23 protein-coding genes are annotated in these 25,615 nt (G+C 59.6%); 10 read left to right on the plus strand and 13 right to left on the minus strand.

The features are described 5' to 3' along the window. Position 1: 1 nt before the first annotated feature. Positions 2 to 2,026: a CocE/NonD family hydrolase gene (locus tag ACS5RD_RS02990; RefSeq protein WP_489929924.1), complete on the minus strand. Its 2,025-nt coding sequence runs from the start codon at positions 2,024 to 2,026 to the stop codon at positions 2 to 4. A gap of 120 nt (positions 2,027 to 2,146) precedes the next feature. On the opposite strand from ACS5RD_RS02990, the gene ACS5RD_RS02995 reads away from it, so the two are divergent. Beyond that, entirely contained in the window at positions 2,147 to 4,171 is a 2,025-nt protein-coding gene (locus ACS5RD_RS02995) for an oxidoreductase (RefSeq protein ID WP_489929925.1), read from the plus strand. Continuing rightward, on the plus strand, positions 4,168 to 5,700 hold the full coding sequence (locus ACS5RD_RS03000) for a trimethylamine methyltransferase family protein (RefSeq protein ID WP_489929926.1): 1,533 nt from the start codon (positions 4,168 to 4,170) through the stop codon (positions 5,698 to 5,700). Before ACS5RD_RS02995 ends, ACS5RD_RS03000 begins: the two co-directional genes overlap by 4 nt. Before the next feature lie 24 nt (positions 5,701 to 5,724). Here the strand turns inward: ACS5RD_RS03000 and dnaJ are convergent, their stop codons facing one another. The 4 genes from dnaJ to ACS5RD_RS03020 all read right to left on the minus strand — a co-directional run bounded on the left by dnaJ (position 5,725) and on the right by ACS5RD_RS03020 (position 10,505). Continuing rightward, positions 5,725 to 6,873, minus strand: a complete 1,149-nt coding sequence (gene dnaJ, locus ACS5RD_RS03005; protein WP_054006699.1) for a molecular chaperone DnaJ — start codon at positions 6,871 to 6,873, stop codon at positions 5,725 to 5,727. Positions 6,874 to 6,944: 71 nt separating this feature from the next. Further along, complete coding sequence (dnaK, locus tag ACS5RD_RS03010) at positions 6,945 to 8,852, minus strand: molecular chaperone DnaK (RefSeq protein WP_489929927.1); 1,908 nt, start codon at positions 8,850 to 8,852, stop codon at positions 6,945 to 6,947. A 208-nt stretch (positions 8,853 to 9,060) separates the two neighbouring features. After that, positions 9,061 to 9,687 carry an SH3 domain-containing protein gene (locus tag ACS5RD_RS03015; protein ID WP_489929928.1) on the minus strand — a complete coding sequence of 209 codons (627 nt, stop codon included), beginning with the start codon at positions 9,685 to 9,687 and terminating at the stop codon, positions 9,061 to 9,063. After that, a complete protein-coding gene (locus tag ACS5RD_RS03020; protein ID WP_054006696.1) occupies positions 9,684 to 10,505 on the minus strand; it encodes an ABC transporter permease in 822 nt (273 codons plus the stop codon). Before ACS5RD_RS03020 ends, ACS5RD_RS03015 begins: the two co-directional genes overlap by 4 nt. Before the next feature lie 136 nt (positions 10,506 to 10,641). Between ACS5RD_RS03020 and cysQ the strand changes: the two genes are divergently transcribed. From cysQ to ACS5RD_RS03060, 8 genes are all read left to right on the plus strand, one after another. After that, positions 10,642 to 11,436 carry a 3'(2'),5'-bisphosphate nucleotidase CysQ gene (gene cysQ, locus ACS5RD_RS03025; protein ID WP_489929929.1) on the plus strand — a complete coding sequence of 265 codons (795 nt, stop codon included), beginning with the start codon at positions 10,642 to 10,644 and terminating at the stop codon, positions 11,434 to 11,436. Then, positions 11,433 to 12,221, plus strand: a complete 789-nt coding sequence (locus tag ACS5RD_RS03030) for a 3-deoxy-manno-octulosonate cytidylyltransferase (RefSeq protein WP_489929930.1) — start codon at positions 11,433 to 11,435, stop codon at positions 12,219 to 12,221. The genes cysQ and ACS5RD_RS03030 overlap by 4 nt, the downstream gene beginning before the upstream one ends. Next, positions 12,218 to 13,420, plus strand: a complete 1,203-nt coding sequence (locus ACS5RD_RS03035; RefSeq protein ID WP_489929931.1) for a glycosyltransferase family 2 protein — start codon at positions 12,218 to 12,220, stop codon at positions 13,418 to 13,420. Before ACS5RD_RS03030 ends, ACS5RD_RS03035 begins: the two co-directional genes overlap by 4 nt. A 173-nt stretch (positions 13,421 to 13,593) precedes the next feature. Continuing rightward, complete coding sequence (gene galU / locus ACS5RD_RS03040; protein ID WP_489929932.1) at positions 13,594 to 14,487, plus strand: UTP--glucose-1-phosphate uridylyltransferase GalU; 894 nt, start codon at positions 13,594 to 13,596, stop codon at positions 14,485 to 14,487. Between the two features lie 39 nt (positions 14,488 to 14,526). Beyond that, positions 14,527 to 15,657, plus strand: coding sequence for a glycosyltransferase family 4 protein (locus ACS5RD_RS03045; RefSeq protein WP_489929933.1), 1,131 nt, complete (start codon positions 14,527 to 14,529; stop codon positions 15,655 to 15,657). Positions 15,658 to 15,719: 62 nt separating this feature from the next. Further along, complete coding sequence (locus ACS5RD_RS03050; protein ID WP_489929934.1) at positions 15,720 to 16,709, plus strand: glycosyltransferase family 2 protein; 990 nt, start codon at positions 15,720 to 15,722, stop codon at positions 16,707 to 16,709. After that, the gene (locus tag ACS5RD_RS03055) at positions 16,706 to 18,403 is read left to right on the plus strand and encodes a DUF5927 domain-containing protein (protein ID WP_489929935.1); all 1,698 of its coding nucleotides are present in this window, start codon (positions 16,706 to 16,708) and stop codon (positions 18,401 to 18,403) included. Before ACS5RD_RS03050 ends, ACS5RD_RS03055 begins: the two co-directional genes overlap by 4 nt. Position 18,404: 1 nt before the next feature. Further along, positions 18,405 to 19,799, plus strand: a complete 1,395-nt coding sequence (locus tag ACS5RD_RS03060) for a nodulation protein NodH (protein ID WP_489929936.1) — start codon at positions 18,405 to 18,407, stop codon at positions 19,797 to 19,799. Here the strand turns inward: ACS5RD_RS03060 and ACS5RD_RS03065 are convergent. The 8 genes from ACS5RD_RS03065 to ACS5RD_RS03100 form a co-directional block, all read right to left on the minus strand. Beyond that, positions 19,796 to 20,263 (minus strand): PTS sugar transporter subunit IIA, encoded by a 468-nt coding sequence (locus tag ACS5RD_RS03065; RefSeq protein WP_054006688.1) that lies wholly within the window; start codon positions 20,261 to 20,263, stop codon positions 19,796 to 19,798. The two genes, ACS5RD_RS03060 and ACS5RD_RS03065, sit on opposite strands and share 4 nt — an antisense overlap. A gap of 36 nt (positions 20,264 to 20,299) precedes the next feature. Then, complete coding sequence (hpf, locus tag ACS5RD_RS03070; protein ID WP_054006687.1) at positions 20,300 to 20,875, minus strand: ribosome hibernation-promoting factor, HPF/YfiA family; 576 nt, start codon at positions 20,873 to 20,875, stop codon at positions 20,300 to 20,302. Positions 20,876 to 21,099: 224 nt separating this feature from the next. Then, positions 21,100 to 21,852 carry an LPS export ABC transporter ATP-binding protein gene (gene lptB, locus ACS5RD_RS03075; protein ID WP_054006686.1) on the minus strand — a complete coding sequence of 251 codons (753 nt, stop codon included), beginning with the start codon at positions 21,850 to 21,852 and terminating at the stop codon, positions 21,100 to 21,102. Next, entirely contained in the window at positions 21,852 to 22,343 is a 492-nt protein-coding gene (locus ACS5RD_RS03080; RefSeq protein WP_489929937.1) for an LptA/OstA family protein, read from the minus strand. Before ACS5RD_RS03080 ends, lptB begins: the two co-directional genes overlap by 1 nt. A 12-nt stretch (positions 22,344 to 22,355) precedes the next feature. After that, entirely contained in the window at positions 22,356 to 22,958 is a 603-nt protein-coding gene (locus ACS5RD_RS03085; RefSeq protein WP_489929938.1) for a hypothetical protein, read from the minus strand. Then, positions 22,958 to 23,920 carry a KpsF/GutQ family sugar-phosphate isomerase gene (locus ACS5RD_RS03090; protein WP_489929939.1) on the minus strand — a complete coding sequence of 321 codons (963 nt, stop codon included), beginning with the start codon at positions 23,918 to 23,920 and terminating at the stop codon, positions 22,958 to 22,960. The genes ACS5RD_RS03085 and ACS5RD_RS03090 overlap by 1 nt, the downstream gene beginning before the upstream one ends. Further along, the gene (locus tag ACS5RD_RS03095; RefSeq protein WP_489929940.1) at positions 23,901 to 24,515 is read right to left on the minus strand and encodes a ribonuclease D; all 615 of its coding nucleotides are present in this window, start codon (positions 24,513 to 24,515) and stop codon (positions 23,901 to 23,903) included. Before ACS5RD_RS03095 ends, ACS5RD_RS03090 begins: the two co-directional genes overlap by 20 nt. 86 nt (positions 24,516 to 24,601) lie before the next feature. Beyond that, the gene (locus tag ACS5RD_RS03100) at positions 24,602 to 25,567 is read right to left on the minus strand and encodes a hypothetical protein (RefSeq protein ID WP_489929941.1); all 966 of its coding nucleotides are present in this window, start codon (positions 25,565 to 25,567) and stop codon (positions 24,602 to 24,604) included. Positions 25,568 to 25,615 lie beyond the last annotated feature (48 nt).

Here is a 25,615-nt window from a genome sequence, read left to right on the forward strand (position 1 = left end):
GTCAGACCATGTCACGCGCGATCTCCTCATCCCAGGTGCGCTCGAAGATCAGGGTGTCGGCTTCGTGGATTTTCAGGGTCTGCTCGACGCGGAAATGGGTGGCGGTGCAGGACATGCGCCCGGTGGAATGGTGATGTATGGCGGTTTCAGGGAACTGCATGGTGACGCGGTAATCGGTGAGGGTGACGGCAGAGAGCGGGTCGCCGTCGATGATTTCATGGCTGATGATGCCGGTGGCGGTTTGGGTCTGGGCAATGTCAGGCATGGTTTTGGAATAGGTCCATCGCGGGAAATCGACGGTCATTTTGCCCGATAGCAGGTCGCGGGTGACGCGGCGCAGGGGTGGGTTTTCGACCGGATGATAGGTGTGCTGGGTTTGCGGCGCGCGAATGGGTGGGGCGAAGGCAGGGAGGGCGGCGTCTTCGGGGCGTATGGGGCGAACCGGGAGTTCGAGGTGGCTTTCGCCGAGGTGGATGGTGAGGGTGGCGAGTTCGGGTGAGGGCCAGGCGATGGGGTAGTAGGCGGTGGAGATCGACACGGCGATGCGATGGCTGGGCGGGAAGACGTGGGCGATATCGTCCAGATCGACGGTGGCGGTGTAGGTTTGGCCGGGTGTGAGGGCGGTGGCGTGTTCGTGGCTGTCGCGGTGGGTCAGGTTCAACAGGCCCACGGCGACGCGGGTGGAGCGGCCATCGGGGGCGACATCGTTCAGGCGAACGGCGACAAGGGCTTGGGGCTTGTCGCTGGAAAAGCGCAAGTGCAGTTGTGGCGCGCCGAGGAGCTCTTTGGCCTCAAGCAGAGGGGCGGTGGTGAATACCAGCGAGCCGCCATCATCCTCGCGCTGATCGGTGGGCCAGTCGGCATCCTTGCCGTAGCGACCGACTTCTCCGGCAGTCAGACCGACCCAGAGCGGCGAGCAGATGTGCTGGGTGCCGGAACCCGTGCCACCTAGAACGCCGTGCGTGCCAAGGGTTAGCCGTTCGGGTTGGATGCGGGGTGAGGGCCAAATGTCTTCAGCCACCCAACGACCGGGGCGGTCCAGATAGCAGGTTTGCGGCGGCACATGGTCCTGCATCCAGACGCGATACATCGGCTGATCCATCATGCCGGTGTCGATGGCCTTGGTCCAATGATCCAGCCAGCGCACCAGTTCTTGCAGCCAGCCGATGGCGGGCTCAACAGTGACTTCGTGCGGGTAACTGTGCGCCCAAGGGCCGATCAGGCCAAGGCGGGGGCCTGTCAGGTTCGCCAGCAGGCGCGGCACGGCTTCGGAGTAATTGTCGGCCCAGCCGCTGATGGCATAGACCGGGATTGTGATGGCAGAAAAATCCTCGCAGATCGAACCCTGTTTCCAGTAATCATCGCGGCGCTGATGGCGCAGCCACTCGATGATCCACGGCTGGTTGGCTTGGATGCGCTGCATCCACATTGCGCGCCACGCCTCACCGACAATTTGCGGATCAGGCGGCAGGTCGTTGCCGGAAAACATCGTGGCGGACCAGTCGAAATTGTCTTTGGAAAGACAGCCGCCGACCCAGTGAATATCGGTTGCGTAGCGGTCGTCGGTTGACCCCACGGTGATTATAGATTTCAGCGCAGCGGGCTGACGGGCGGCGATTTGTAAGCCATTGAAGCCGCCCCAAGAAATGCCGATCATCGACACTTGCCCATCGCACCACGGTTGCTGCGCCAACCATTCTATCGCGGCGACACCGTCAAGCTGTTCCTGCTCGGTATATTCGCCTGTGATGATCCCCTCGGAGTCGCCCGTGCCGCGAATGTCCAGCCGGATGCAGGCATAGCCATACCCCGCCACATACATATGCAGGCCCTGATCGCGGGTGCGGGTGCCGTCGCGCAACCGATATGGCAGGTATTCCAGCAGCACCGGAACCGGAGTCGCCTCCGTCAGTGCGGTAATGGGCAGCCACAGCTTTGCCGCCAGCTGCGTGCCATCCGGCAACGGCACCCAGAGGGTTTCGACGATCTGCACCTGATGCGGGAACTCGGTTTGAATTTGCGTCATGCTATCCTCTTGTTGAACGATCATGTAATAAGACGATTGCGTTTGGCAACATAAATTTAAGGGCATTGACGCATAGATAAATCCACTCATACTATACGATCATTCAACACTGAGGCGATGATGGACCCCACCCACGCGATCTTGTTTGAGCCTGTGAAGATCGGGCCGGTCACTGCGCCGAACCGATTCTACCAGACTCCGCATGCCGCGGGCCTGGGCTGGCAACGCCCGCAAGCCGGGGCGGCGTTGCGCGGGATCAAGGCAGAAGGCGGCTGGGGCGTGGTCTGCACCGAGTATTGCTCGATCCATCCGACCTCGGACGACAGCCCGCATGGCTTTCTGACTTTGTGGGATGACAGCGACATTCCAGCGCTGGCGCTGACCGCCGATGCGATCCATGCGCATGGCAGTCTGGCAGGCATTGAGCTGTGGCATGGTGGGGCACATGCGTCGAACCGGATGACACGTGTACCGGGTATTTCGCCAGACATTCAACCGGCGATGTTCCATCTGCCGACGACGGCGCGGGCGATGGATGCCAGCGATATCAAAGCGTTTCGCGGATGGCAGCGCGACGCGGCACTGCGGGCCAAGCGGGCTGGGTTTGATATTATTTACGTCTACGCCGGGCACGACTACCTGCCGTTTCAGTTCCTGTCAGGCCGCAGCAACACGCGTGGCGATGCCTATGGCGGCAGTTTGGAAAACCGCGCGCGGCTGCTGCGCGAGATGATTGAGGATACCAAAGAGGCCGTCGGCGATACCTGCGCCGTCGCGGTGCGGCTGGCGGTGGACGAGTTGCACGGCCCGCGCGGCATCACCAGCGCAGGCGAGGGGCGCGAGGTGATTGAGATGCTCGCGGAGCTGCCGGACCTGTGGGATGTGAACATCGCAGGGGCGCTGGGCAATGACAGCAAATCGGCGCGGTTCAGCGGTGAGGGATTTCAGGAGCCTTATGTGGCGTTTGTGAAAAGCTTGACCACGAAGCCGGTGGTTTCGGTGGGGCGGTTCACCTCACCCGAGACGATGGTGGCGCAGATCAAGCGTGGTGTGCAGGATTTCATCGGGGCAGCAAGGCCCTCCATCGCCGACCCGTTTCTGCCGTTGAAAATCCGCGAAGGTCGGGCCGATGAGATCCGCGAGTGCATTGGCTGCAACATGTGCCGTGCCGCGAACAACGAGGCGGTGCATCTGCGCTGCACGCAAAACCCGACGATTGCCGAGGAATGGCGGCAGGGCTGGCATCCTGAACGGATTGCGGTGCTGCCAAAGCGGCAAAAGGTGCTGGTGGTGGGGGCTGGGCCAGCGGGGCTAGAGGCGGCGCTGAGTTTGGGGCGGCGTGGGGCCGAGGTGAGTTTGGCGGAAGCTGGGAGCGCGTTGGGCGGGCGGATTTTGCGGGAATCGAGGCTGCCCGGTTTGGGAACGTGGATCCGGGTGCGCGATTGGCGGGCGCATATGATCGGCAAGCTGGACAATGTGCAGGTCTATCCGGGTAGCGAGATGACGGCGGGCGACATTGTCGATTTCGGCGCGGATCATGTGGTGCTGGCAACAGGCTCGCGCTGGCGGCGGGATGGTGTGGGGGTGACGGGGATGCAGGCGTTGGATTTGCCTGAGTCGCTGACGCCTGATGATGTTTTTGCGGGGGCTACGGTAAATGGCCCGGCGGTGATCTATGATGACGAGCATTATTTCATGGGTGGGGCGCTGGCGGAACGGCTGCGGGCGCAAGGGCATCCGGTTTGCTATGTGACCCCCCATGCGATGGCCTCAAGCTGGACAGCGCTGACGGATGAGCAAGGCTTTGTGCAAACGCGGTTGCTGGAGGCAGGAGTCGAGATTGTCGCCTCGCATCTACTGGTCGGGCAGGCGGCTGGGGTTGTGCGGTTGGCCTGCGCCTATACTGGACGCGTGACAGAACGCTTTTGCGGGACGCTGATTGCAGTGACGGGGCGGCTGCCCGTGGATGATCTTTATGCGCCATTGATGGCCGCTGGCATTGCCGTTTCACGCGTGGGGGACTGTTTGCAACCATCCTCCATCGCCGATGCGGTCTATTCGGCGCACCGCTTTGCGCGGGGATTTGGCGCGGCAGTGGAGCCTGTGTTGCGGCGCGAAAAACCGCCGTTGAAAGGATTGCTATGACCGATTCCGCCCCGCGCAAACGCAGCGCTACCCGTGGCCCGCGCACCATGGGCACGCTACATCAAACGCCATTCGGGCAGGTGCCGCGCCCCTACGCGCCCACCGAAGTGCTGTCGACGGATCATGTGATGGCGATCCACAACTCCGCCCTGCGGGTGCTGGCCGAGATTGGCATGGCGGTGCTGGAGCCTCGCGCGCGGGACTTGTTCGCACGGGCGGGAGCAGAGGTTTCGGGTGACACGGTGCGGCTGGATGCGGATTTGGTCGGCAGTTTGCTGTCGACGGTGCCGCGTAGCTTTGGGCTGGAGGCGCGCAATCCGGCGCGGAGCCTGCGTTTCGGTGGCGCGGATTGTGTGTTCGCCTCGGTCGGTGGGCCAGCCTATGTGATGGACAATGATGGCGGTCGCAGGAATGGCACCTTTGCCGAAATGCAGGATTATCTGAAGCTGGTGCAAAGCCTGAACGTGATCCACCAAAGCGGCGGCAATCCGTTTGAGCCGATGGATCTGCCTCCGAATACCCGTTACCTCGACTGTTTTCATGCGCAAATCCAGCTGTTGGACAAGAACTGGCAGACGGAAACTTTGGGCCAGCAGCGCACCCTAGATGGTATCGAGATGGCGGCGATCAGTTTGGGCACCACGCCAGAGGGGCTGCGGGATCGGCCCTGTCTGCTGGGCATCATCAACACCAACTCGCCGTTGCAGTTGGATATTCCGATGGCCGAAGGGCTGATGATGATGGCGGAGTTCGGTCAGGTGGTGGTGATCACCCCGTTTACCTTGGCAGGCGCGATGAGCCCGGTGACGCTGGCGGGGGCGTTGGTGATGCAGCACGCCGAGGCGATGGTGGGGATTGCTTTGACCCAGATTGTGCGGCCGGGGGTGCCGGTAATGTATGGCGGGTTTACCTCAAACGTCGATATGCGATCCGGTGCGCCGGCGTTCGGCACGCCGGAATATACCAAGGCGGCGCAGGCTTCGGGACAACTCGCGCGGCTGATTGGGGTGCCGTTCCGGTCGTCGAATGTGAATGCGGCGAATGAGGTCGATGCGCAGGCGGCGTATGAATCCCAGATGTCGCTATGGGGCGCGATGATGGGCGGGGCGCATCTGATCGAACACGCGGCTGGCTGGCTGCATGGCGGGCTGACGGCGAGTTTTGAGAAGCTGATTGTCGATGCCGAAATGCTGCAAATGATGCAGGAATATTTCAAGCCGCTGGTGGTGGATGAGGCGACCTTGGCCTTCGATGCGATCCGTGAAGTGGGGTCGGGCGGGCATTTCTTTGGATCAGAACACACGATGAGCCGTTATGAACAGGCGTTCTACACGCCGCTGCTGTCGAATTGGGACAACCATACGACATGGCTGGGCAAGGGTGGCATTAAGACGCGCGAGCGAGCCAATCTGGTGTGGAAACAACTGCTTTTGGAGTACGAGCAGCCACCATTGGACCCTGCGATTGATGAGGCTTTGGCGGCTTTTGTGGCGCGGCGCAAAGAAGAAGGCGGTGCGCCAATGAATTAGGCGGGCATCGCTGCCCGCCTTGATTTAGCTTTTCATTCCGTCCCAAAAGCCTTTGACTTTGGAGAAGAACGACGAGCCTTCCGGGTTGTTATCCGTCGCCAGCGTATCAAACTCGCGCAGGATTTCTTTCTGGCGCGTGGTCAGGTTGACGGGGGTTTCCACCGCCAATTCGATCACCATATCGCCCGAGCCACCACCACGCAGCGCGGGCATGCCCTTGGCGCGCAGGCGCATTTGCTTGCCGGTTTGCGCGCCCGCAGGCACTTTGACGCGGGATTTTCCGCCGTCGATCGTGGGCACTTCGATCTCACCACCCAAAGCCGCCGTCGCCAAAGTGATCGGCACGCGGCAGAACAGATGCACACCGTCGCGTTGGAAAATCGCGTGCTCTTTCATCTCGATAAAGATGTAAAGATCGCCCGAAGGCCCGCCACGCATTCCGGCCTCGCCCTCGCCCGCAAGACGGATGCGGGTGCCAGTTTCCACCCCTGCCGGGATGTTGACCGACAAGGAGCGGTCCTTTTCAACCCGTCCATGCCCTGCACAGTTCTTGCAGGGGTTTTTCACCATTTGACCCGCGCCGTTACAGGTCGGGCAGGTGCGTTCGACGGTGAAGAAACCCTGCTGCGCGCGGACCTTGCCCATGCCGGAGCAGGTCGGGCAGGTGACGGGTTCAGCGCCGCCTTCGGCCCCGGTGCCGTGGCAGATGTCACAGGTGACAGAGGTTGGCACGTTGATGGTTTTCTGAACGCCCGCAAAGGCTTCTTCCATGCTAACGCGCAGGTTATAGCGCAGGTCAGACCCACGCTGGGCGCGCGAACGCCCGCCACCGCCACGCCCGCCAGTGAAGTTGCCGAACAGGTCTTCGAACACATCCGAGAAGGCGCTGGCGAAATCGCCATTGCCGCCCGCATAGCCACCACGTTGACCGCCGCCGCCCATGCCACCTTCAAAGGCCGCATGGCCATAGCGGTCGTAAGCCGCCTTTTTATCGGCGTCTTTCATCACCTCATAGGCTTCGTTCAGTTCTTTGAACTGGGCTTCGGCGTTGGGATTGTCGGAATTGCGGTCGGGGTGAAGCTCTTTCGCTTTCACCCGGTAAGCCTTCTTCAAATCCTCGGCGGAAGCACCCTTCGAGGCACCGAGAATGTCGTAGTAATCGCGCTTTGCCATTGCAAAACCCCTTCACGGGAACGCGGCAGGGCGGCCCTTAGATGGGCCGCCCTGTTTTGGTTCCTGGCGGCTTACTTCCGCTTGTTGTTCCCGAGATCTTCGAAGTCAGCGTCGATGATGTCTTCATCCACGCCGCGCTGCTCATCCTCATCCTTGCCTTCGGCTTGGTCTGCCGAGGCTTTGTAGATCGCCTCGCCCAGCTTCATTGCCGCTTCGGTCAGGTTCTGGATGCCGCCTTTGATCTTGCCAGCATTTTCGGTCTTCAGCGCATCTTCCAGCGCCGAAGCGGCCAGTTCGATGACTTCGACGGTTGAGGGGTCAACCTTGTCAGCGTGTTCAGCCAGCGAGCGTTTGGTCGAGTGCAGCAGGCTTTCGGCCTGATTCTTCGCTTCCACCAGCTCTTTACGCTCTTTATCGGCCTCGGCATTGGCCTCGGCGTCTTTCACCATTTTCTCAATATCCTCGTCGGACAGACCGCCCGAGGCTTGAATGGTGATCGCTTGCTCTTTGTTGGTGCCTTTGTCTTTGGCCTTCACCGACACGATGCCGTTGGCGTCGATATCAAATGTAACCTCGATCTGCGGCAGACCACGCGGAGCCGGCGGGATGTGCTCCAGATTGAACTGGCCCAGCATCTTGTTGTCGGCAGCCATTTCCCGCTCGCCTTGGAAGACGCGAATGGTTACGGCGTTTTGGTTGTCTTCCGCGGTCGAGAACACCTGCGACTTTTTCGTCGGGATCGTGGTGTTGCGGTCGATCAGGCGGGTGAACACGCCGCCAAGGGTTTCAATCCCCAAGGACAGCGGCGTCACGTCCAGCAGAACCACGTCTTTGACGTCGCCTTGCAACACGCCCGCTTGGATCGCGGCACCAGCGGCCACAACCTCATCCGGGTTCACACCCTTGTGCGGCTCTTTGCCGAAGAATTTGGTGACTTCTTCCAGAACGCGCGGCATCCGGGTCATACCGCCGACCAGAACCACCTCGTCAATGTCACCAATCGAGATGCCAGCGTCTTTCAACGCAGCAGCGCAGGGCTTCATCGACTTTTTGACCAGATCGTCGACCAGAGATTCCAACTTGGCACGGGTCAGCTTGACCACAAGGTGCAGCGGCTGACCGGTGTTTTTGTCCATCGAGATGAACGGCTGGTTAATCTCGGTCTGCTGGCTGGACGAAAGCTCGATCTTCGCTTTCTCGGCAGCTTCTTTCAGGCGTTGCAGCGCCATCTTATCCAAGGACAGATCAACGCCGTGCTCTTTCTTGAACTCATCCGCCAAGTAATTGACGATGCGCATGTCGAAGTCTTCACCACCCAAGAACGTGTCGCCGTTGGTGGATTTCACCTCAAACAAGCCGTCGTCGATTTCCAGAATGGTGATATCGAACGTACCGCCGCCAAGGTCATAGACCGCGATGGTACGGGCTTCTTTTTTGTCCAGACCGTAGGCCAAAGCAGCTGCGGTCGGCTCGTTGATGATGCGCAGCACTTCCAGACCAGCGATGCGGCCCGCGTCTTTGGTGGCTTGGCGTTGCGCGTCGTTGAAATAGGCAGGCACCGTGATCACGGCTTGAGTGACGGTTTCGCCCAAGTAGCTTTCAGCGGTTTCTTTCATCTTTTGCAGGATGACAGCCGAAACCTGTGCCGGAGAATACTTCTCACCACGCACTTCGACCCAAGCATCGCCATTGCCACCGTTGACGATCTTGTAGGGCATGTTCTTCTGGTCTTTGACGATAACCGGATCGTCATGCCGACGACCAATCAAACGCTTGACGGCGAAGATCGTGTTGCTGGCGTTGGTGACAGCCTGCCGTTTGGCAGCTTGGCCGACCAGACGCTCTGTCTCCGTATAGGCGACGATAGACGGCGTGGTGCGCGCGCCTTCCGAGTTTTCGATGATCCGGGGTTGCGATCCGTCCATGATGGCGACGCAAGAGTTGGTCGTCCCGAGGTCAATCCCAATGACTTTGGCCATAAGTAGGTCCCTTTCCTTCGGCGATGTTGTGGTGCGGAACCCAAACAGGCATTCCGTCCCGATCCCATGAGACCCGGAAGGGCTACTGCCCGTTTCCGGCTTCTGGGCGTATATAGGCAGGCTGATTTGACCCTGCAAGCGCTGCGTGGGGGGTAAAACCTAATCAATGATCGGAAAAATTGCCGGGTTTGGTTTGAGGGGGCGGATTTCAGGGTGCCCAAGGCACCAAACGACAGCAACCATGCAGGGTTTGCGCGGGCTGATCGGGGCTTGCCGCCTGAAACAGATCAAGGCTGATGCCAAAGCTTTGGTCAGACATCCAATCCGCACAGGCCTGCCCGCGCAGCACGGCGATGCCACTGGCGTCTTCGCTGGCGTATTGCACGGCGGCGATAGGTTGGGCCGCCGTGCCCGGCCAGCTGGCTTTTATATCCAGTTCGGGCCCTTCTGCATCAGGAGTGTTGAGGTGAACCGATTTGGTGGGCGGGTCAACGAATAAGGTCCAGAACGGCTCGGTCCCGGAACATTCCAGACTGTATTCCAATGCAAACCAGTCAGGGCGATCCTGCTTGTGTAAAAACCGCAGCGCCACCCAACCCGCCCCCTCACCCGCATTGACCTGCGCCCATTTGCCATCCGGGCTTAGCGCCACAACCTCAACCGCTTTGGCATTGGGCGACAAGCTGCCCATGGCGGCGCTATCGGCATCTGGGCCTACCCGAACATTCAGCACATCATCACCCGCGACCCCGGCCACATCATACAGCGCTGGCAAAACCTGCGCAGCTGCCAAGCCCGGCCACAGCAGGCCAAGACACAGCGCCAGCCGCTTCATCGTCCGGCGCCCCAACTGGCCGAGACATGCCTGCGCGTGAAATTCTCACCCATCAGCCCAATCACGATCAGCACGAATGTCACCCAAATGGTGTATTCGATCGAGCTGTTATGCGGGTGGTAATTCTGAAACATATAGCCGCGTGTTTGGTCAATCGAATGAAACAGCGGGTTCCATGTGTAATAGTGCAAGCGACTGGACGGCATGGTGTTGGCCAAGAACATCTTGCCAGAAAAGATCATATTGGCGCGGGCGTAGATTGAGGTCGCAATGCTGAAAAACTCGGGCTGCCAAGGGGTTGCGGCCTTGAAAATCATCCCGACGCCAATGCCCGAGGCCCAAGACAGCATGTAAATGCCGATCACCGGGATCGGGTCGTAAATGGTGATCGGAGTCCACAACGTGTGATAAAAGAATAGGATGCAGCCCGCTGACAGGGTCTGCAGATAGAGCGCGCCAAGCGCCGCCGAGGCGATGGAAACGATGGTGTTCATCGGCGAATGTTTCATCATCGCCGAGGTTGGCCCGTCAGACTTTGAAACAGCACTCAGCGTTTTGGCATGGGTCGCAAAGTTGAACACCCCCGACATGATATACAGCACAAAATCACCGCGCAAAGCCGAGCCGCGCATCTGCAAAAGGTCGAACATGAACACCATGATCACCACCATCAGCACCGATTGAATGATGCTCATCAACAGCCCGATCACCGCATTGCCGTGCTGCTTGCGCACGTTGCGCACGGCGGCGTGAAAGATCAGCTCCAGCATGGCGAAACCGCTGGTCACCTTGGTGCGCTTGACTTCCGGGCGAAACATTACCGCAACCTCATGTTTGGGCGAAGCCCATTATAGCGCAGGAAATCTTGCTGTTCCCTTTGCAAGCGATGATAAAGGCGATGTCTGAATTAATCAACAACACGGCAATGCGATGACGCGCTTGTCAGGAGAGCCTATGAACTTTGACCATCTGATCCCCGTCATCCGCCGTCTGGCACTGGAAGCAGGCGACCGCATCATGCAGGTCTACAACGGCCCCGATTTCGCGGTGAAGTCGAAATCCGATGCCAGCCCGGTGACCGAGGCCGATGAGGCTGCCGATGCGATCATCTCGGATGGCCTGCGCGCGGCTTTCCCGGATGTGGTGCTGATCACCGAGGAACAGGCGGATAGCCATGCCCTTAGCGCATCGACGTTCCTGATTGTGGATCCGCTGGATGGCACCAAAGAATTCGTGCAGCGGCGCGGCGATTTTACCGTGAACATCGCCTATGTCGAGAACGGCGTGCCTCTGCGCGGCGTGGTCTATGCTCCCGCACAGGGGCGGCTGTTCTACACGCAAGCGGATGGGGCGACGGTTGAGGAAACGGGCGCGTTTGCCAAGGATGTGGCGGGCCCGCTGACGCCGCTTTCCGTCTCCAAACCCGACAATACCGCGCTGATGGTGGTGGCTTCAAAATCCCATCGCGATGCGGCAACGGATGATTACATCGCCAAATACGCCTACCAAGATATGAAATCGGCCGGCTCCAGCCTGAAATTCTGTCTGGTGGCGACGGGTGAGGCCGATCTTTATCCGCGTTTGGGCCGCACGATGGAATGGGACACCGCCGCAGGCGATGCCGTGCTGCGCGGGGCGGGCGGCCATGTCGTGCGCTTTGATGATCACACGCCGCTCGCCTATGGCAAGCAAGGCTGGGACAACCCGTTCTTCATCGCCTACGCCCCCGGCGTGATTTTGCAAAAATGAGCGTGCTTCTCGCCATCCCCGCCCGCTACGCCAGCGCGCGGTACCCCGGCAAGCCCTTGGTTTCGCTGAAAGGCCCGGATGGCGAAAAGACCCTGATCCGCCGCAGTTGGGAAGCCGCAATGGCCGTGCGCGGCATTGCCCGCGTGGTGGTGGCGACGGATGATGACCGCATCCGCGACCATGCGACGGGCTTCGGGGCTGAGGTGATTATGACCTCCTCCACCGCGCGAAACGGCACCGAACGGTGCGCTGAAGTGGCGGCCTTGTTGTCGGGATATAAGGTGATCGTCAACCTGCAAGGCGACGCGCCGTTGACGCCTGCTTGGTTCGTTGAAGACCTGATCGCTGGGCTGGGTGCTGCCCCGGAAGCCGACATTGCCACCCCGGTGCTGCGCTGCGATGGTCGCGCGCTGAATGGTTTTCTGGCGGATCGTCGTGCGGGGCGGGTCGGCGGCACCACGGCGGTTTTTGGTGCCGGAATGCGGGGCCTCTATTTCTCGAAGGAGGTGATTCCCTTCACCGGGCGCGTCTATGCCGATGACGAGCCCACCCCGGTTTTCCACCACGTCGGCGTCTACGCCTACCGTCCCGCGGCGCTGACTGGCTATCCAAGCTGGCCCATCGGTCCGCTCGAGACGCTTGAGGGTCTGGAACAACTCCGCTTCCTTGAAAATGGTCGGCAAGTGCTTTGCGTAGAGGTTGATGGCAAGGGTCTGACCTTTTGGGAGTTGAACAACCCCTCCGACGTGCCGGTGATCGAGGCAGCGTTGGCAGCGCTTACATGACCACGGCCCCCATCAGTGTCATCGTCGTCAGCCGCCACCGTCCGGCGGCGCTGATGCGCTGCATTGTGGCTCTAACCCAGCAGGATCACCCAAATTTTGAGCTGATCGTGGTGGCCGATCCCGATGGCATCCGGCAAACTAAAACTCTGAAACTACCGCTGAAATGCGTGACGTTTGACGAGGCCAACATCAGCGCCGCCCGCAATGCCGGGTTGGCAGTGGCCGCTGCTTCCATCGTAGCCTTCATCGACGATGATGCGGTGGCAGAACCGACGTGGCTGTCGCGGCTGACTGCGGCCTTTGCCGATCCAGAAGTGACCGCCAGCACGGGCTTTATCCGGGGCCGCAACGGCATTTCTTACCAATGGCAGGCTTGCGAGGTTGATCAATTCGGCCAAGATCACCCGCTGACCATCACCGAACCGACGCTGCGCCCAAACACCCCGAAGCGCGCGGTCAAAACCCAAGGCACCAACTGCGCCTTCCGCCGCGATGCTTTGCTACAGATCGGCGGCTTTGATCCGGCCTATCGGTTTTACCTCGACGAAGCCGATGTGAATCTGCGCTTGCCCGGCCTCACCGCGATCATTCCCGATGCGCAGGTGCATCACGGCTATCTCGCCAGCACCCGCCGCGCCGCAAATCGCGTGCCGCTCAGCCTGCATGACATCGCCGCCAGCACCGCGATTTTCCTACGCCGCCACGCGCCCGAAGCTGACATGGGTGCTGCGCTAAAGGCTCTATCCCTGCGAGAATCCGCTCGCATCGCCGCGCATCGCCGCGCTGGCCGCATTGACGCGAAAGCTGAGCTTGCCCTGCTCACCAGCCTCAGCCAAGGCTGGGCCGAGGGGCTGGCCCATCTCTTCGCAGCACTGCCACCGCTCTCCGCAGCCACCACACCTCTACAACCGCTGACCACAGGCCCGCGCCCCGGCAAAATCCTCGCCGGGCGGTTCTGGCAAAAGCGCCGCCTGTTGGCCGAAGCTACGGCCATCACCGCGGCCATCACCACGGTTTTCCTATTCACCCCCACGGCCCGCCCGCACAAACTCAGCTTCCAACCCGAGGGCTACTGGCTGCAAACAGGCGGTATCTTTGGCCAATCGACGCGGCAGGGGCCGCGCTTTCAGCTTATCTCGTTCCGCAAACGCGTGAAAGAAGAAGCCGCGCGTCTTGCCCGATATCGCCCAATCGCCTAAGCGGCGGCGGAAATTTGCTGCATCCATGCAACTTTTCCCCGCAACGGGCGTTGTAAAGGCGTACTACTACACCTCGACACCCGCCCTAGGCATCGTAGACAGATTGTTCTGTTAAGATTTCTGCGATAGGCTGGAATAACAAAAATGCTTAGGCTGCGCGAAAGATTGGGCAAATGAAGATCAAAAAAGTCACAAAAGCGGTGTTTCCGGTTGCCGGAATGGGCACGCGGTTTCTGCCAGCCACCAAATCTATCCCGAAAGAGATCATGACGCTGGTGGACCGGCCGCTGATTCAATACGCGATTGATGAGGCGCGTGCGGCGGGCATCAAAGAGTTTATCTTCGTCACCTCGCGCGGCAAATCCGCGCTTGAGGACTATTTTGACCACTCACCCGAGCTGGAAAACACCCTGCGCAAAGCCGGGAAAGATGATTTGTTGGAAATCCTGAAGGAAACCAACATGGATTCCGGCGCGATTGCCTATCTGCGTCAAACCCGGCCCTTGGGCCTTGGCCACGCCGTTTGGTGCGCCCGTCGTCTGATCGGGGATGAGCCTTTCGCCGTGCTGCTGCCCGATGACGTGATCGCCGCTGAAAAGCCGTGCTTGCAGCAGATGATGGAAGCCTACGAGCAAACCGGCGGCAATATGGTCGCCGCGATGGAAGTGCCGCCGCACAAGGCTTCGTCCTATGGCGTGTTGGACATTGCCGAGGATATGGGCGCAATCGTGCTGGCCAAGGGCATGGTTGAAAAGCCCAAGGCCGAGGATGCGCCGTCTAATCTCGCGGTGATTGGCCGTTATATCCTGACGCCCAAGGTGCTGACCAACCTCAACAAAATGAAGCAAGGTGCTGGCGGAGAAATCCAGTTGACCGATGCGATTGCCGAGGAAACCAAGGCAGGCAAGGTCTATGGCTATCGCTTCCGTGGCCAGCGCTATGATTGCGGCTCGAAAGCCGGCTTCTTGCAAGCGACGGTGGCGTTTGGTCTTGCGCGCCCCGATCTGCGTGAGGAATTCGGCGCTTATCTGAACGATATGATCGCGCTGCAAAAAGCGGCGCAGTAAGCGGTGGTCCCGGCGCGGCTACTTGACCTGACGCGACTGATGTCGCGTTTGGGCAAGGGGCCGATGACCGGGGTTGACCGGGTTGAGTTCGCCTATCTTGATCAGTTTTTGTGCTTGGATACACCGTGCTTGGGTCTGGTGCGGACAGCGCTGGGCCTTTTGCTGCTGGACCGCACCGCGATGGCGGCTTTGCGCGATGGCACGCTTGACCTAACCCGCAATGACCTGATTGGCCGCATCGCGTGGCGGCGTGACCCCGCGCGCGGTCGGGCCGAGGCCGCCCTGCGCTGTCTCGCCATCGCCCGCTGCACCAAGCGCGGTCTGGCGCGTCTGCTCAAGCGCCACCTGCCCCCCGGCTCCAGCTATTTCAACACGGGTCACGCCAATCTGGACGACCGGGTCTTACGCCAAATCCGGGCTGCTGGCCTGAAAATCGCCGTGTTGGTGCATGACACCATCCCGCTTGATCATCCCGAATTCGCCCGCCCCGATACCGTGGCCCCCTTCCGTCGCAAGATGCAGGTGGTGGCGATCCACGCCGATCTGGTGATCCACACCACCCAAGCCACCCGCGCGCAGACCGAGGCGCAACTGGCGCGCTTGGGCCGCGTGCCGGATGGCATCACCGCCAATCTGGGCGTTCCCGTCGCGCAACCCATCGCCACTGACATCCCCGCGCAGCCGTATTTCGTCACTCTTGGCACCATCGAGCCGCGCAAGAATCACGCCCTGCTGCTGAACCTCTGGGCGCAAATGCCCGAGCCCCCCGGCCTGCTGATCCTTGGCGGGCGCGGCTGGTCCAACGCCGAGGTCTTCGCCCGGTTGGATGCACTGCCCGATGATTCCCCGGTTCAGGAACGTGCTGGCCTAACCGATGGCCAGATCGCCTTTCTGTTGCAAGGCGCGCAAGCTTTACTCTTTCCAAGCTTTGCCGAGGGCTTCGGCATCCCCGCGCTGGAGGCTGCTAGTCTAGGCACCCCGGTTGTCGCCGCTGATTTGCCGGTATTTCAAGAGCTTCTTGGGGAGTTCGCAGTTTACCTTGACGTTACGGACAGTTATTCTTGGATGGAAACAATCAGCCGATTGGCCAAGGTTGGGATAACGAAAAGGACGGTAAAGACGCCACCAAACTGGGCGGAACATTTCAAGCTTGTGTTAAGCAGGATGTGATACCCCGTTAAGGACGGTCACGGGGCAAGTGGAAGTATAGGGTGGGTGTATTCTCAAGATATATGCTGCGGCTGGCGCGCAAGCGCTGGCGAATCCGTGCTTTTCGCAAGCGGCGGGAGCTGCGCGGCATAGTAGATCGCACCAATCTTATCGCACCCGATCATATCTTGCTGTTCTCCACTCTGCGCAATGAACGTATCCGGTTGCCGTATTTCCTGCGCTATTACCGCAATCTGGGCGTCAATCATTTCGTTATCGTCGACAATGACAGCGACGATGGCAGCCGCGAATATCTGCAAGCACAGCCCGATGTCTCGCTCTGGACCACCAAGCACAGCTACAAACGCGCCCGCTTCGGGGTGGATTGGCTGAACTATCTGCAAAACAAGTACGCCCACGGCCACTGGGCGCTAATCGTCGATCCAGATGAATTCTTCGTCTACCCGTTCTGCGATACCCGGCCTTTGCGGGCGCTGACAGATTGGCTGGACGCGTCCTCAATCAAATCCTTCTCGGCGATGCTGCTGGATATGTATCCCAAAGGTCCGTTCGACGCCGCCCCCTATGCCGAGGGCCAAGACCCGTTTGAGGTTGCCCCCTATTTTGATAGCGGCAATTACATCATCCACCGCAACAAGAAATTCGGCAATCTGTGGATACAAGGCGGCCCGCGCCTGCGGATGTTCTTCCAAGACCTGCCTGAACGCGCCCCTGCCTTGAACAAAATCCCGCTGGTGAAATGGGATCGCGATTACGCCTATGTCTCATCGACCCACATGCTGCTGCCGCGAGGCCTGAATCAGGTTTATGATGAATGGGGCGGCGAGAAAGCCTCCGGTTGCCTGCTTCATGCCAAGTTTCTCGATACCTTTGCCCGTAAGGCCGAGGAAGAAATGGAACGTCGCCAGCATTACGCCAACAGCCATGAATACCGCGCTTACCGCGCCGGGATCAGCACCCAGCCTGATCTGTGGTGCAAGTGGAGCGAGAAATACATCAACTGGCGCCAGTTGGAGATTTTGGGCCTGATGTCGAAAGGCAACTGGGCATGAGTGTTGGCATCGTCATGCTGTGCCACACGGCGTTTGACCGCGCGGCACAGGTGGCGCGGCATTGGGCAGTGCGCGGTTGCCCGGTGGTGATTCATGTGGATCGACGGGTTAAGCGCAAGGCCTATGACGGTCTGGTCAAGGCGTTGAACGACCTTGATAATATCAGATTTTCTGGCCGCCATGCCTGCGAATGGGGCACTTGGGGCATTGTCGCCGCCACGCAAGAGGCCTCCACCATCATGCTGCGCGACTTCCCGCAGGTACGGCATGTCTACCTGGCCTCAGGTTCCTGCCTGCCTTTGCGCCCGGTTGAAGAAATGGTGGCCTATCTCACTGATCGTCCGCGCACCGATTTCATCGAATCCGTCACCACCGAAGATGTCGGCTGGACCATTGGCGGCCTTGATGTAGAGCGTTTCACTCTGCGCTTCCCGTTCAGTTGGCGCAAAAAACGCCGCTTGTTTGACGGTTACGTCCGCCTGCAACGCCGCCTTGGCTTCCGCCGTCGCATCCCTGCGGGCATCGTGCCGCACTTAGGTAGCCAGTGGTGGTGCCTGACCCGGCAAACCCTGTCCGCCATTCTGGAAAACCCCGAGCGAGATGAAATCGACCGCTACTTCCGCCGCGTCTGGATTCCCGACGAAAGCTATTTTCAAACCTTGGTGCGGCAGGTTTCGGCCAATGTCGAAAGCCGCTCGCTGACGCTGTCAAAGTTCGATTTTCAGGGCAAACCGCATATTTTCTACGACGACCATCTGCAATTGCTGCGCAGGTCAGATTGCTTTGTCGCCCGCAAAATCTGGCCTCATGCGGGGCGGCTTTATAAAACCTTTCTGTCAGGTGACCCCGGTGGCCAAGCGGCGGCAGAGCCGAACCCCGGCAAGATTGACCGCCTGTTCGCCAAAGCGGTCGAGCGGCGCACAAAAGGCCGCCCCGGCCTGTACATGCAGTCGCGCCATCCCAACGAAAACTGGGAAAATGGCCGCACCGCAGCGCCCTATTCGGTGTTTGAAGGCTTCGCCGATCTGTTCGATAATTTTGAAATCTGGCTCGGCAAGGCCACCGGAACCCGTGTGCATGGCCATCTGTTCGCCGCAGACCGGATTGAATTCGCGGGTGGCGAGAAAATCTACAACGGTGCGGTCTGCGATTCCGCTGCCATCCGCGACTATAACCCGACCTCGTTTCTGACCAACTTGATCTGGAACACCCGCGGCGAGCGGCAGTGTTTTCAGTTCGGCCCGGATGACAGCCAAGTGCTGACCAACTTCATCGCGGGTGATCCCAACGCGCAAATCTCTGTGATTTCAGGGGCTTGGGCTATCCCATTGTTCCACTCCAACAGCAACTTCGGCGAAATCCGCAAGGAAGCCGCCCGTCTGCAAAAGGTTGAGGCAGAGTATCTGAATGAACTCCGCAAGCCTTGGGTCAAAGCCCGTGTGCGCACTTGGACGTTGGCCGAGTTTGTTGAAAACCCGATGGAACCCTTGCAAACCATCGTTGATGAAATCAGTCCGCGTGCGATGCGCCGTCTGACCGAAGCGCCGCGTTTGGCCGATCTGACGGGCTTTGGCCAATTCCTGCAAAACCTGCGTAATCAGGGCATGCAGCCGGTGCTTATGGGCGATTTTCCCACGGGCGACGATCCGCGCCCCTCGACCTCGCGGCGTGGCCGCCCCTATCTGGTGAAGTGATTTGACCGCATTTAGCTCTTTCGTGATCTTCGCCGAAATGCGCACCGGATCGAATTTTCTTGAGGCCAATCTGAACACCATCGATGGTGTATCCTGCCATGGTGAGGCGTTTAACCCATTCTTCATCGGCGGCGAAAGCAAGCAAGAGATGTTCGGCATCGACATCGCCGGGCGCAGCGCCGACCCGGCTGGATTTCTGCGCGCGATGCGGGCGCAGACCAAGGGGCTGGCGGGGTTTCGCTATTTCTCCGATCACGATCCACGGGTGTTTGATCTGGTGCTGGCCGACCGCGCCTGCGCCAAGATCATCCTGACCCGCAATCAGCTGGAAAGTTTTATCAGCTGGAAGATCGCCAAGGAAAGCGATCAGTGGTGGATGGCGAACACCAAACATCTGAAAACCGTGCGCCCGCGTTTTGATTTGGATGAGTTCACCACCCGGATCGCCCAGTTGCAACAGTTCCAAGGCAAGCTGGTGCATGCCCTGCAAACCACGGGGCAGACCGCCTATTACATTGATTATGAAGATATTCGTGAGTTGGACGTGCTGAATGGCCTTGCCAGTTTCCTCGGCATCCCCGCCCGGATCGAAGCCCTCGACTTCCGTTTCAAAAAGCAAAACCCCGAAGCGATTTCGGAAAAAGTCTCTAACCCGCTGGAAATGCAGCAGGGTCTGGCGACGCTGGATTGGTTCAACCAAAGCCATGTGCCGAATTTTGAACCCCGCCGACTGGCCGCTGTCGCGCAATATATTGCCTCAGAACAAGCCGATCTGTTGTTCATGCCGATCAAATGCGGGCCAGAGGCGCAGCTGAAGAAATGGCTGCAAAGCTACGGGCCGCTGCAGCCCAGTTTTGACCGCCAGTCTCTGCGCAAATGGAAAGCCGCCCATCCCGGCCAGCGCAGTTTCACCGTTCTCCGCCATCCTTTGGCCCGCGCCTACACCGCGTGGTGCGATTTCACCGCCAAAGAATGGATGCCCGAACTGCGGCCCTACTTGAAGCGCGTGCATAAATTCCAGCTACCGCCCAAGGGCAAACCTTTTGAGAGCCCGGAAGATTTTCGCGCCGGATTTCTGGTATTTCTTGAGTTGATCAAGCACGTTCTGGCAGGCCGGACCGAGTTGCGGGTGATGCCGCAAATCGCCTCGCAAGGCGCGTTGATCCAAGGCTTCGCGCAGGTACAAAGCCCTGACCTGCTGATCCGTGAAGACAAACTGAACGAAGGTCTGACCTATCTCTGCGCTGATCTGGGTCTTGATGCCAAACCGCTGCCCGCGGTGGCTGACAAACACCCCTACCTGCTGGCAGAGCTATACGGCCCCGATATTGAGGCCGCCGCACGCGAAGCCTATTGGCGCGATTACGAAGGCTTCGGCTTTAGAAACTGGGCCTAGGCGGCAACCTGCGGCGTCCTCGCCTCAGTCAGAATCGCATAGAGCTTGTCCGGGTCGGTATTTGCCCGCAGCTTGGCGCAAATCCCCGGATCGCGCATGGTGCGCGACACCTGCGCCAGCGCTTTCAGGTGCTCCACCCCGGAATCCTTCGGTGCAAACAGACCGAATACCAGATCCACCGGCTGACGATCCACGCTTTCATAATCCAGCGGTTTTTCCAGCCGGATGAAAACGCCAAAAATTTTCTCAATTTCCTCAAGTCGCGCATGGGGCAAAGCGATGCCGTTGCCGACTCCGGTTGGCCCCAGACTTTCGCGCTCTTGCAAGCCATCGACAACAATCGCCGAAGACAGGCCATAGGCCTGAAAAGTCACCTCTCCCAGTTCTTGGAAGAGGCGTTTCTTACTGGTCAGTTGGCCAAGAACCCGGACGGCACCCGGTATCAGCAGTTTAGAAAGGTCCATCCGGCGTCTCGTCCTTCCGCAGCCATTCGGCTTACGTTATCTGGTGTTGCGCGGGTCAATCCAGCCGATATTGCCGTCATCACGACGGTATACGACATTCACGCCCGCATGTCCTTCATTGCGAAACACCAGAAACTTCTGACTGGTCAGTTCCAGCTGCATCACGGCCTCACCCACGGTGATCGACGGAATCTTGGCTTCCATCTCGGCAATAATGATCGGCTGGGCGACCGCGTTGTCATCGTCTTCCGGTTCTTCGGTTGGAGCGAGGATATAGGACGAGCCTTCGCCGAATTCAACCGGCACCGGGCGGCTGTGGTGATGGTTGCGGATCCGCCGCTTATAGCGCCGCAACTGCTTGTCCATTTTCTCGCGGCAGGATTCAAACGCCGCGTAAATCTCGGTTGCATGACCCTTGGCTTGGGCGTTCAGCCCAGTCGAAAGATGGATCACCGATTCGCAAACAAACTCATGCGCCGACTTGGAAAAAACGATGACGGCCTCAGTTGGGCGTTGAGCATATTTCTCAACAACCTCACCCAATTCGGACTTCACATGAGTCTGTAAAGCCTCGCCGATGTCGATTTGTTTTCCACTGATCTGGTAGCGCATGATGCCTCCTTTAGCGCATAGGGTCATAGACTTCCGCAACACACGGAAGGGTTGACACTCTTTGATTTACAGCAAGTTAACGAGGCCAATCGCCACAAGTCGCGGGGCCGTTTGGGGGCCGCTTCCGTCTGATTGGGCAAGGCGCAATGGGCTCGCATCTTTATCATTTGGGGATGCAGGGGGGCACTTGTCAACAGGGCTGTCACGCCATTGTTAAACTTGCGCTAGATGATGCGGAAATTCTCGCCCAGATAGACCCGGCGCACCATTTCATCCTTAACGATTTCCTCGGCGGTGCCGGTTTTCAGGACCACCCCATCGTGGAGGATATAGGCGCGATCCACAATTTCTAGGGTTTCGCGCACGTTATGGTCGGTGATCAACACGCCGATGCCGCGCGATTTCAGATCATGCACCAGATGGCGAATTTCACCGACCGCAATCGGATCAACCCCTGCGAAAGGTTCATCCAGCAGCAGATATTTCGGATCAGCCGCCAGACAACGGGCGATTTCGACTCGGCGACGCTCGCCCCCCGACAAGGCCAGCGCGGGGGCGCGGCGCAGGTGGGTGATGGAAAACTCGGACAGCAATTCTTCCAGCCGTTCGCGGCGCTTGTGGTGATCCTTCTCTCGGATCTCCAGCACGGCGAGGATATTATCTTCGACCGACAGCCCGCGAAAGATTGAGACTTCTTGCGGCAGATAGCCAATGCCCAGTTGCGCACGGCGATACATCGGCAAAGACGTGACATCGCGCCCGTCGATCATGACCTGTCCGCTTTCCGGCGTCACCAACCCAGCGATGGTGTAAAACATCGTCGTCTTGCCACAGCCGTTCGGCCCCAGCAGCGCCACCACTTCGCCCCGGTTCAGATGCAGCGACACGTCGCGTATCACCGGGCGGCGCTTGTAGCTTTTGCGGATATGCCGGATCGACAGGCCCGCATCGCCATCGGTAACCGCCAGATCAAGCATCACTTCTTCCCCGGCACGAAGGTGGTTTTCACCCGGCCTTCCATGCGGCCCAAGCCGGTTTTCAGATCAATCACCAGCTTGCCCGCCGACATAGCGGCCTGACCTTGGGTCAGAAGCACGTTACCGGTCATCACCACTTCGCCGCTTGCGATGTTATAAACCGCATTATCCGCCTGCGCCGCATCAGAGGCGTTGACCAGCAGCACCTTGCCCGAGGCATACAAAGTCTCAATGCTGGTCTTGTCAGCGCCGTAGGCCACGCGCACCTCATTGGCCGACAGTTTCATCGCACCCTGAGACACCACGACATTGCCAGAAAACACCGCCGTGCCATCGGCTTGGTTCACCGTCAGCGTGTCGGCGTTCATTTCAACCTGTGCGGTGGGATCGCCTTTCAGCCCACCAAAAGCCACCTGCGCCCCTTCGGCCAAAGCGGTCTGCGAAAAGGTCAAAGCCAAAGCGGCAGAAAAGGCGATATTACGAAGCAGCATTGCAAAATCCTGTCATCTCTTGGGCTGGTATAGCAGCCGCACCTTGCCGTTGAAAACCAGAAGATACGGCCCCGCCGCAGCCTGCTGAGAAAGCACCATGTGATCCGCCGTCAACTGCCCGCCGGGACCAACCGCGCTGATTGCGCCACGGCTTTCGACGCGGGTGTCGGCGGTCGAAACCCCAAAGCCCTGCGCCTGCACGACATAGCCATTCGAGGCACGCAATTCTGCGCCATCGGTCAGTTCAATCATCTTCTGCGCAGAATCCAGCGCCACCGCAGCCGAGGCGAGTTCGGTTTTCGCGCCATCCGGTGTTTGCAGCAGCCCCTGCACCAGTTTCAACGCACCACCCGCTGCCGTCGGTTTTGCCTCACCCGCGGCAATCGTCAAAGATGATCCGTCCGAGGTCATACCTGCAAACCCCGCATCCGTCATCTTCGGATCGCGCAAGCGGTCTTCCACATCGACGGAAGCATAGGGGATCGCATCTTCAGGGTTGATCTTGCGCGAGAACAAAAACAGCGTGGATAGCAGCGCCAGCGCGATCAGTGGCAGCAGCACCTTCAACACCGACACCAGCCTAGAATGCCACATATCCCGGCGCGGAATCGCCATCAGATCACCCCCGCGCGCAAACAATCATGGATATGCACAATGCCAAGCGCTTGCCCCGGTGCCGCAGGGTCCACCGCGAACAGACAGGTGATCTTCCGGTCATTCATCACATTGACCGCCGCTTCCGCCAAAGCATCCGGCGCCACCGTGGCGGGGCTGCGGGTCATCACTGCCCCCGCCATCAGGCTCAAAAGCCCATCCATATGCCGCCGCAAATCGCCATCGGTGATGATCCCCACCAACGCCCCTGCTTCGGTCACGCCGACCACGCCGAAACCCTTCTGGCTGATCACCAGCAATGCCTCGGTCATCGGAGAGGCCGCGTCGATCAGCGGCAGTTCGGTGTGCATCAGATCGCGCACCTTCAGCAGTTTCGCGCCGAGCCTGCCGCCGGGATGGAACAGCCGGAAATGTTCAGGCGTAAAGGCGCGGTGTTCCATCAGGGCCACCGCCAAAGCATCGCCCAAAGCCAGCATCATCGTGGTCGAGGTGGTCGGAACAATCCCCGTCTCGCAAGCTTCCGGCGCATCGGGCAGCAAAATCGCCACATCAGCTTGCCGCACTAGCGTGCTATCCCCCCGCGCGGCCACAGCAATCAACGGAATCCCGAACCGCCGCGTATGCGCAATGATATCCGCCAACTCCACCGTCTCGCCTGAGTTCGACAGCACCAGAGCCACATCGCCCTTGGTCAGCATCCCCAGATCGCCGTGGCTGGCCTCGCCCGGATGCACGAAATGCGCGGGCGTGCCCGTGCTTGCCAAAGTCGCCGCGATCTTGCGCGCGACATGGCCGGATTTCCCCATGCCCGAAACGATCACTCGCCCGGTCGCCGTCATGATCACCTCCGCCGCCTGCGCAAACGAAGGCCCCAGATGATCGGCCAAGATCAGCAAAGCCTCGGCCTCGCGCCGGACCACCCGTTGGCCAGCGGTTAGCAGATCAGTGGTGGAAGAGGTCATTCGGCTCGTCCCATCCCAAAAGATCCAACTCGGCGCGGGTGGGCAGGAAATCAAAGCAACGCTGGGCCAGATCAAGCCGATCTTCGCGGATCAAAATGGCCTCCAGCGCCTTCATCAGTCTGTGCAGATACAGCACGTCCGACGCCGCATATTCCTTCTGCGCCTCGGTCAGCGTGACCGCCCCCCAATCCGAGGTTTGCTGTTGCTTTGAGACATCCACGCCAACCAGCTCATTCAGCAAGTATTTCAGCCCATGCCGATCGGTAAAGGTGCGGATCAACTTCGCCGCAATCTTGGTGCACCACACTGGCGCGGTCGTCACCCCAAACGCCTGCTTCATCGCGGCCACGTCAAAGCGGCCAAAGTGGAACAACTTGATCACTGCAGGGTCAGTCAACAAAGCCTCAAGATTCGGCGCTGACTTTTGCCCCTTGGCGATCTGCACCAGATGCGCATTGCCATCACCCGACGACAGTTGCACCAGACACAGCCGATCCCGCATCGGGTTCAACCCCATGGTTTCGGTATCAATGGCCACAACCCGGCCAAGTTTCAGCCCAGCGGGCAGGTCGTTTTGGTAGAGATGAATGGCCAAGCGCGTAATCCTTACAGGGGTTGCACCGGATTAGCCCTGTGGCGGCACAGGGTCAACGCCCGCAGGAAGTTTGCGGCAATTCAGCTCTAAAGCAGCCCCTTAATCATCATCCGCGTCGCCTTGATCTTCTGGATCGTGCCCGCCTTGGTGCCCAGCATGGTGAACTTGCGCTTTTCCGAGCTCTGCTCACCCAGCGTAAAGCTTTCATTCGGATCGGCACTTTGCCAACTGACCTCAACCCCGAACATCCCCTTCAGATGGAAATTCCCCACCAAAGGGCTGCCCGCCGGCGGTGCGCTCAGCGACGCGGGCTGTATCGTCGTACACAGCACTTTGCCATTCGAGCCGAAGTAGTAATACCATGTGTCAAAGGGCTCATCGAACACCTCCCACCAGCCGCCCAGCCAATAGGGCAGCGCCGCCCCCGCCGTCAGCAGCGCCTTCATATTCACCCAGCCCTGCAACGACGCAGGTTTCCAGCTGCGCTTTTTCCGCTCAATCGCGTCATAACCTTTGCTCGGCCCGCCTTGCCCGGATTCCGCCGTGTACCAATCCTCGCCGCTCAGCACCAACGACACCCCCATATGGTTCAGGTTGGTGCCATTATGATCCGCGGTCTGCGCAAACAGCCGGAACACATCGCCGTATTCCGGGTTAGACCCACTGTCGGCAGGCACCCAGCAATGCCCCCGGCCGTAGCGCGTCAGATAGTCGGCGATATCAAAGCGGCCCACGCCATCATTCTTGCCACTGGCCTGATAACCCATCGCCGCCCCACAGCGGCCACAAAACTCGTTGCAAGTGGTGGTGCGGTCGGTCAGCCATTTTTTCAACAACCCCGGCTGATCATATCCCGTATAGCGCGTGAACGCCGCGTTGGATCGCACCCCCTGCAAAGCACTCAACTGCGCCTGCGTGAACGGGGATTGCAACGTCGCCGACCCTTCCGCCGTCGAGGTCAGTTGTTGCCCGATCGCGGGAAGATCGACCAGAAACGCTTTCAACGCCGCCTGATGCGGCAACATCACTTCGGGTTCGGCAAACTCGCCCATAAGATGCTCCAAAATAGATTGTCAGGAATAGATCCATACGCGCAGAAT

It is taken from the genome of Cypionkella sp. PAMC25878 (assembly GCF_058135695.1).

What these genes read in the sequence shown, in the direction of transcription:
- ACS5RD_RS02990 (WP_489929924.1), bottom strand. Translation starts at nt 2,026, where the DNA reads ATGACGCAAATTCAAACCGAGTTCCCGCATCAGGTGCAGATCGTCGAA.
- ACS5RD_RS02995 (WP_489929925.1), top strand. Translation starts at nt 2,147, where the DNA reads ATGGACCCCACCCACGCGATCTTGTTTGAGCCTGTGAAGATCGGGCCG.
- ACS5RD_RS03000 (WP_489929926.1), top strand. Translation starts at nt 4,168, where the DNA reads ATGACCGATTCCGCCCCGCGCAAACGCAGCGCTACCCGTGGCCCGCGC.
- dnaJ (WP_054006699.1), bottom strand. Translation starts at nt 6,873, where the DNA reads ATGGCAAAGCGCGATTACTACGACATTCTCGGTGCCTCGAAGGGTGCT.
- dnaK (WP_489929927.1), bottom strand. Translation starts at nt 8,852, where the DNA reads ATGGCCAAAGTCATTGGGATTGACCTCGGGACGACCAACTCTTGCGTC.
- ACS5RD_RS03015 (WP_489929928.1), bottom strand. Translation starts at nt 9,687, where the DNA reads ATGAAGCGGCTGGCGCTGTGTCTTGGCCTGCTGTGGCCGGGCTTGGCA.
- ACS5RD_RS03020 (WP_054006696.1), bottom strand. Translation starts at nt 10,505, where the DNA reads ATGTTTCGCCCGGAAGTCAAGCGCACCAAGGTGACCAGCGGTTTCGCC.
- cysQ (WP_489929929.1), top strand. Translation starts at nt 10,642, where the DNA reads ATGAACTTTGACCATCTGATCCCCGTCATCCGCCGTCTGGCACTGGAA.
- ACS5RD_RS03030 (WP_489929930.1), top strand. Translation starts at nt 11,433, where the DNA reads ATGAGCGTGCTTCTCGCCATCCCCGCCCGCTACGCCAGCGCGCGGTAC.
- ACS5RD_RS03035 (WP_489929931.1), top strand. Translation starts at nt 12,218, where the DNA reads ATGACCACGGCCCCCATCAGTGTCATCGTCGTCAGCCGCCACCGTCCG.
- galU (WP_489929932.1), top strand. Translation starts at nt 13,594, where the DNA reads ATGAAGATCAAAAAAGTCACAAAAGCGGTGTTTCCGGTTGCCGGAATG.
- ACS5RD_RS03045 (WP_489929933.1), top strand. Translation starts at nt 14,527, where the DNA reads ATGTCGCGTTTGGGCAAGGGGCCGATGACCGGGGTTGACCGGGTTGAG.
- ACS5RD_RS03050 (WP_489929934.1), top strand. Translation starts at nt 15,720, where the DNA reads ATGCTGCGGCTGGCGCGCAAGCGCTGGCGAATCCGTGCTTTTCGCAAG.
- ACS5RD_RS03055 (WP_489929935.1), top strand. Translation starts at nt 16,706, where the DNA reads ATGAGTGTTGGCATCGTCATGCTGTGCCACACGGCGTTTGACCGCGCG.
- ACS5RD_RS03065 (WP_054006688.1), bottom strand. Translation starts at nt 20,263, where the DNA reads ATGGACCTTTCTAAACTGCTGATACCGGGTGCCGTCCGGGTTCTTGGC.
- hpf (WP_054006687.1), bottom strand. Translation starts at nt 20,875, where the DNA reads ATGCGCTACCAGATCAGTGGAAAACAAATCGACATCGGCGAGGCTTTA.
- lptB (WP_054006686.1), bottom strand. Translation starts at nt 21,852, where the DNA reads ATGCTTGATCTGGCGGTTACCGATGGCGATGCGGGCCTGTCGATCCGG.
- ACS5RD_RS03080 (WP_489929937.1), bottom strand. Translation starts at nt 22,343, where the DNA reads ATGCTGCTTCGTAATATCGCCTTTTCTGCCGCTTTGGCTTTGACCTTT.
- ACS5RD_RS03085 (WP_489929938.1), bottom strand. Translation starts at nt 22,958, where the DNA reads ATGGCGATTCCGCGCCGGGATATGTGGCATTCTAGGCTGGTGTCGGTG.
- ACS5RD_RS03090 (WP_489929939.1), bottom strand. Translation starts at nt 23,920, where the DNA reads ATGACCTCTTCCACCACTGATCTGCTAACCGCTGGCCAACGGGTGGTC.
- ACS5RD_RS03100 (WP_489929941.1), bottom strand. Translation starts at nt 25,567, where the DNA reads ATGGGCGAGTTTGCCGAACCCGAAGTGATGTTGCCGCATCAGGCGGCG.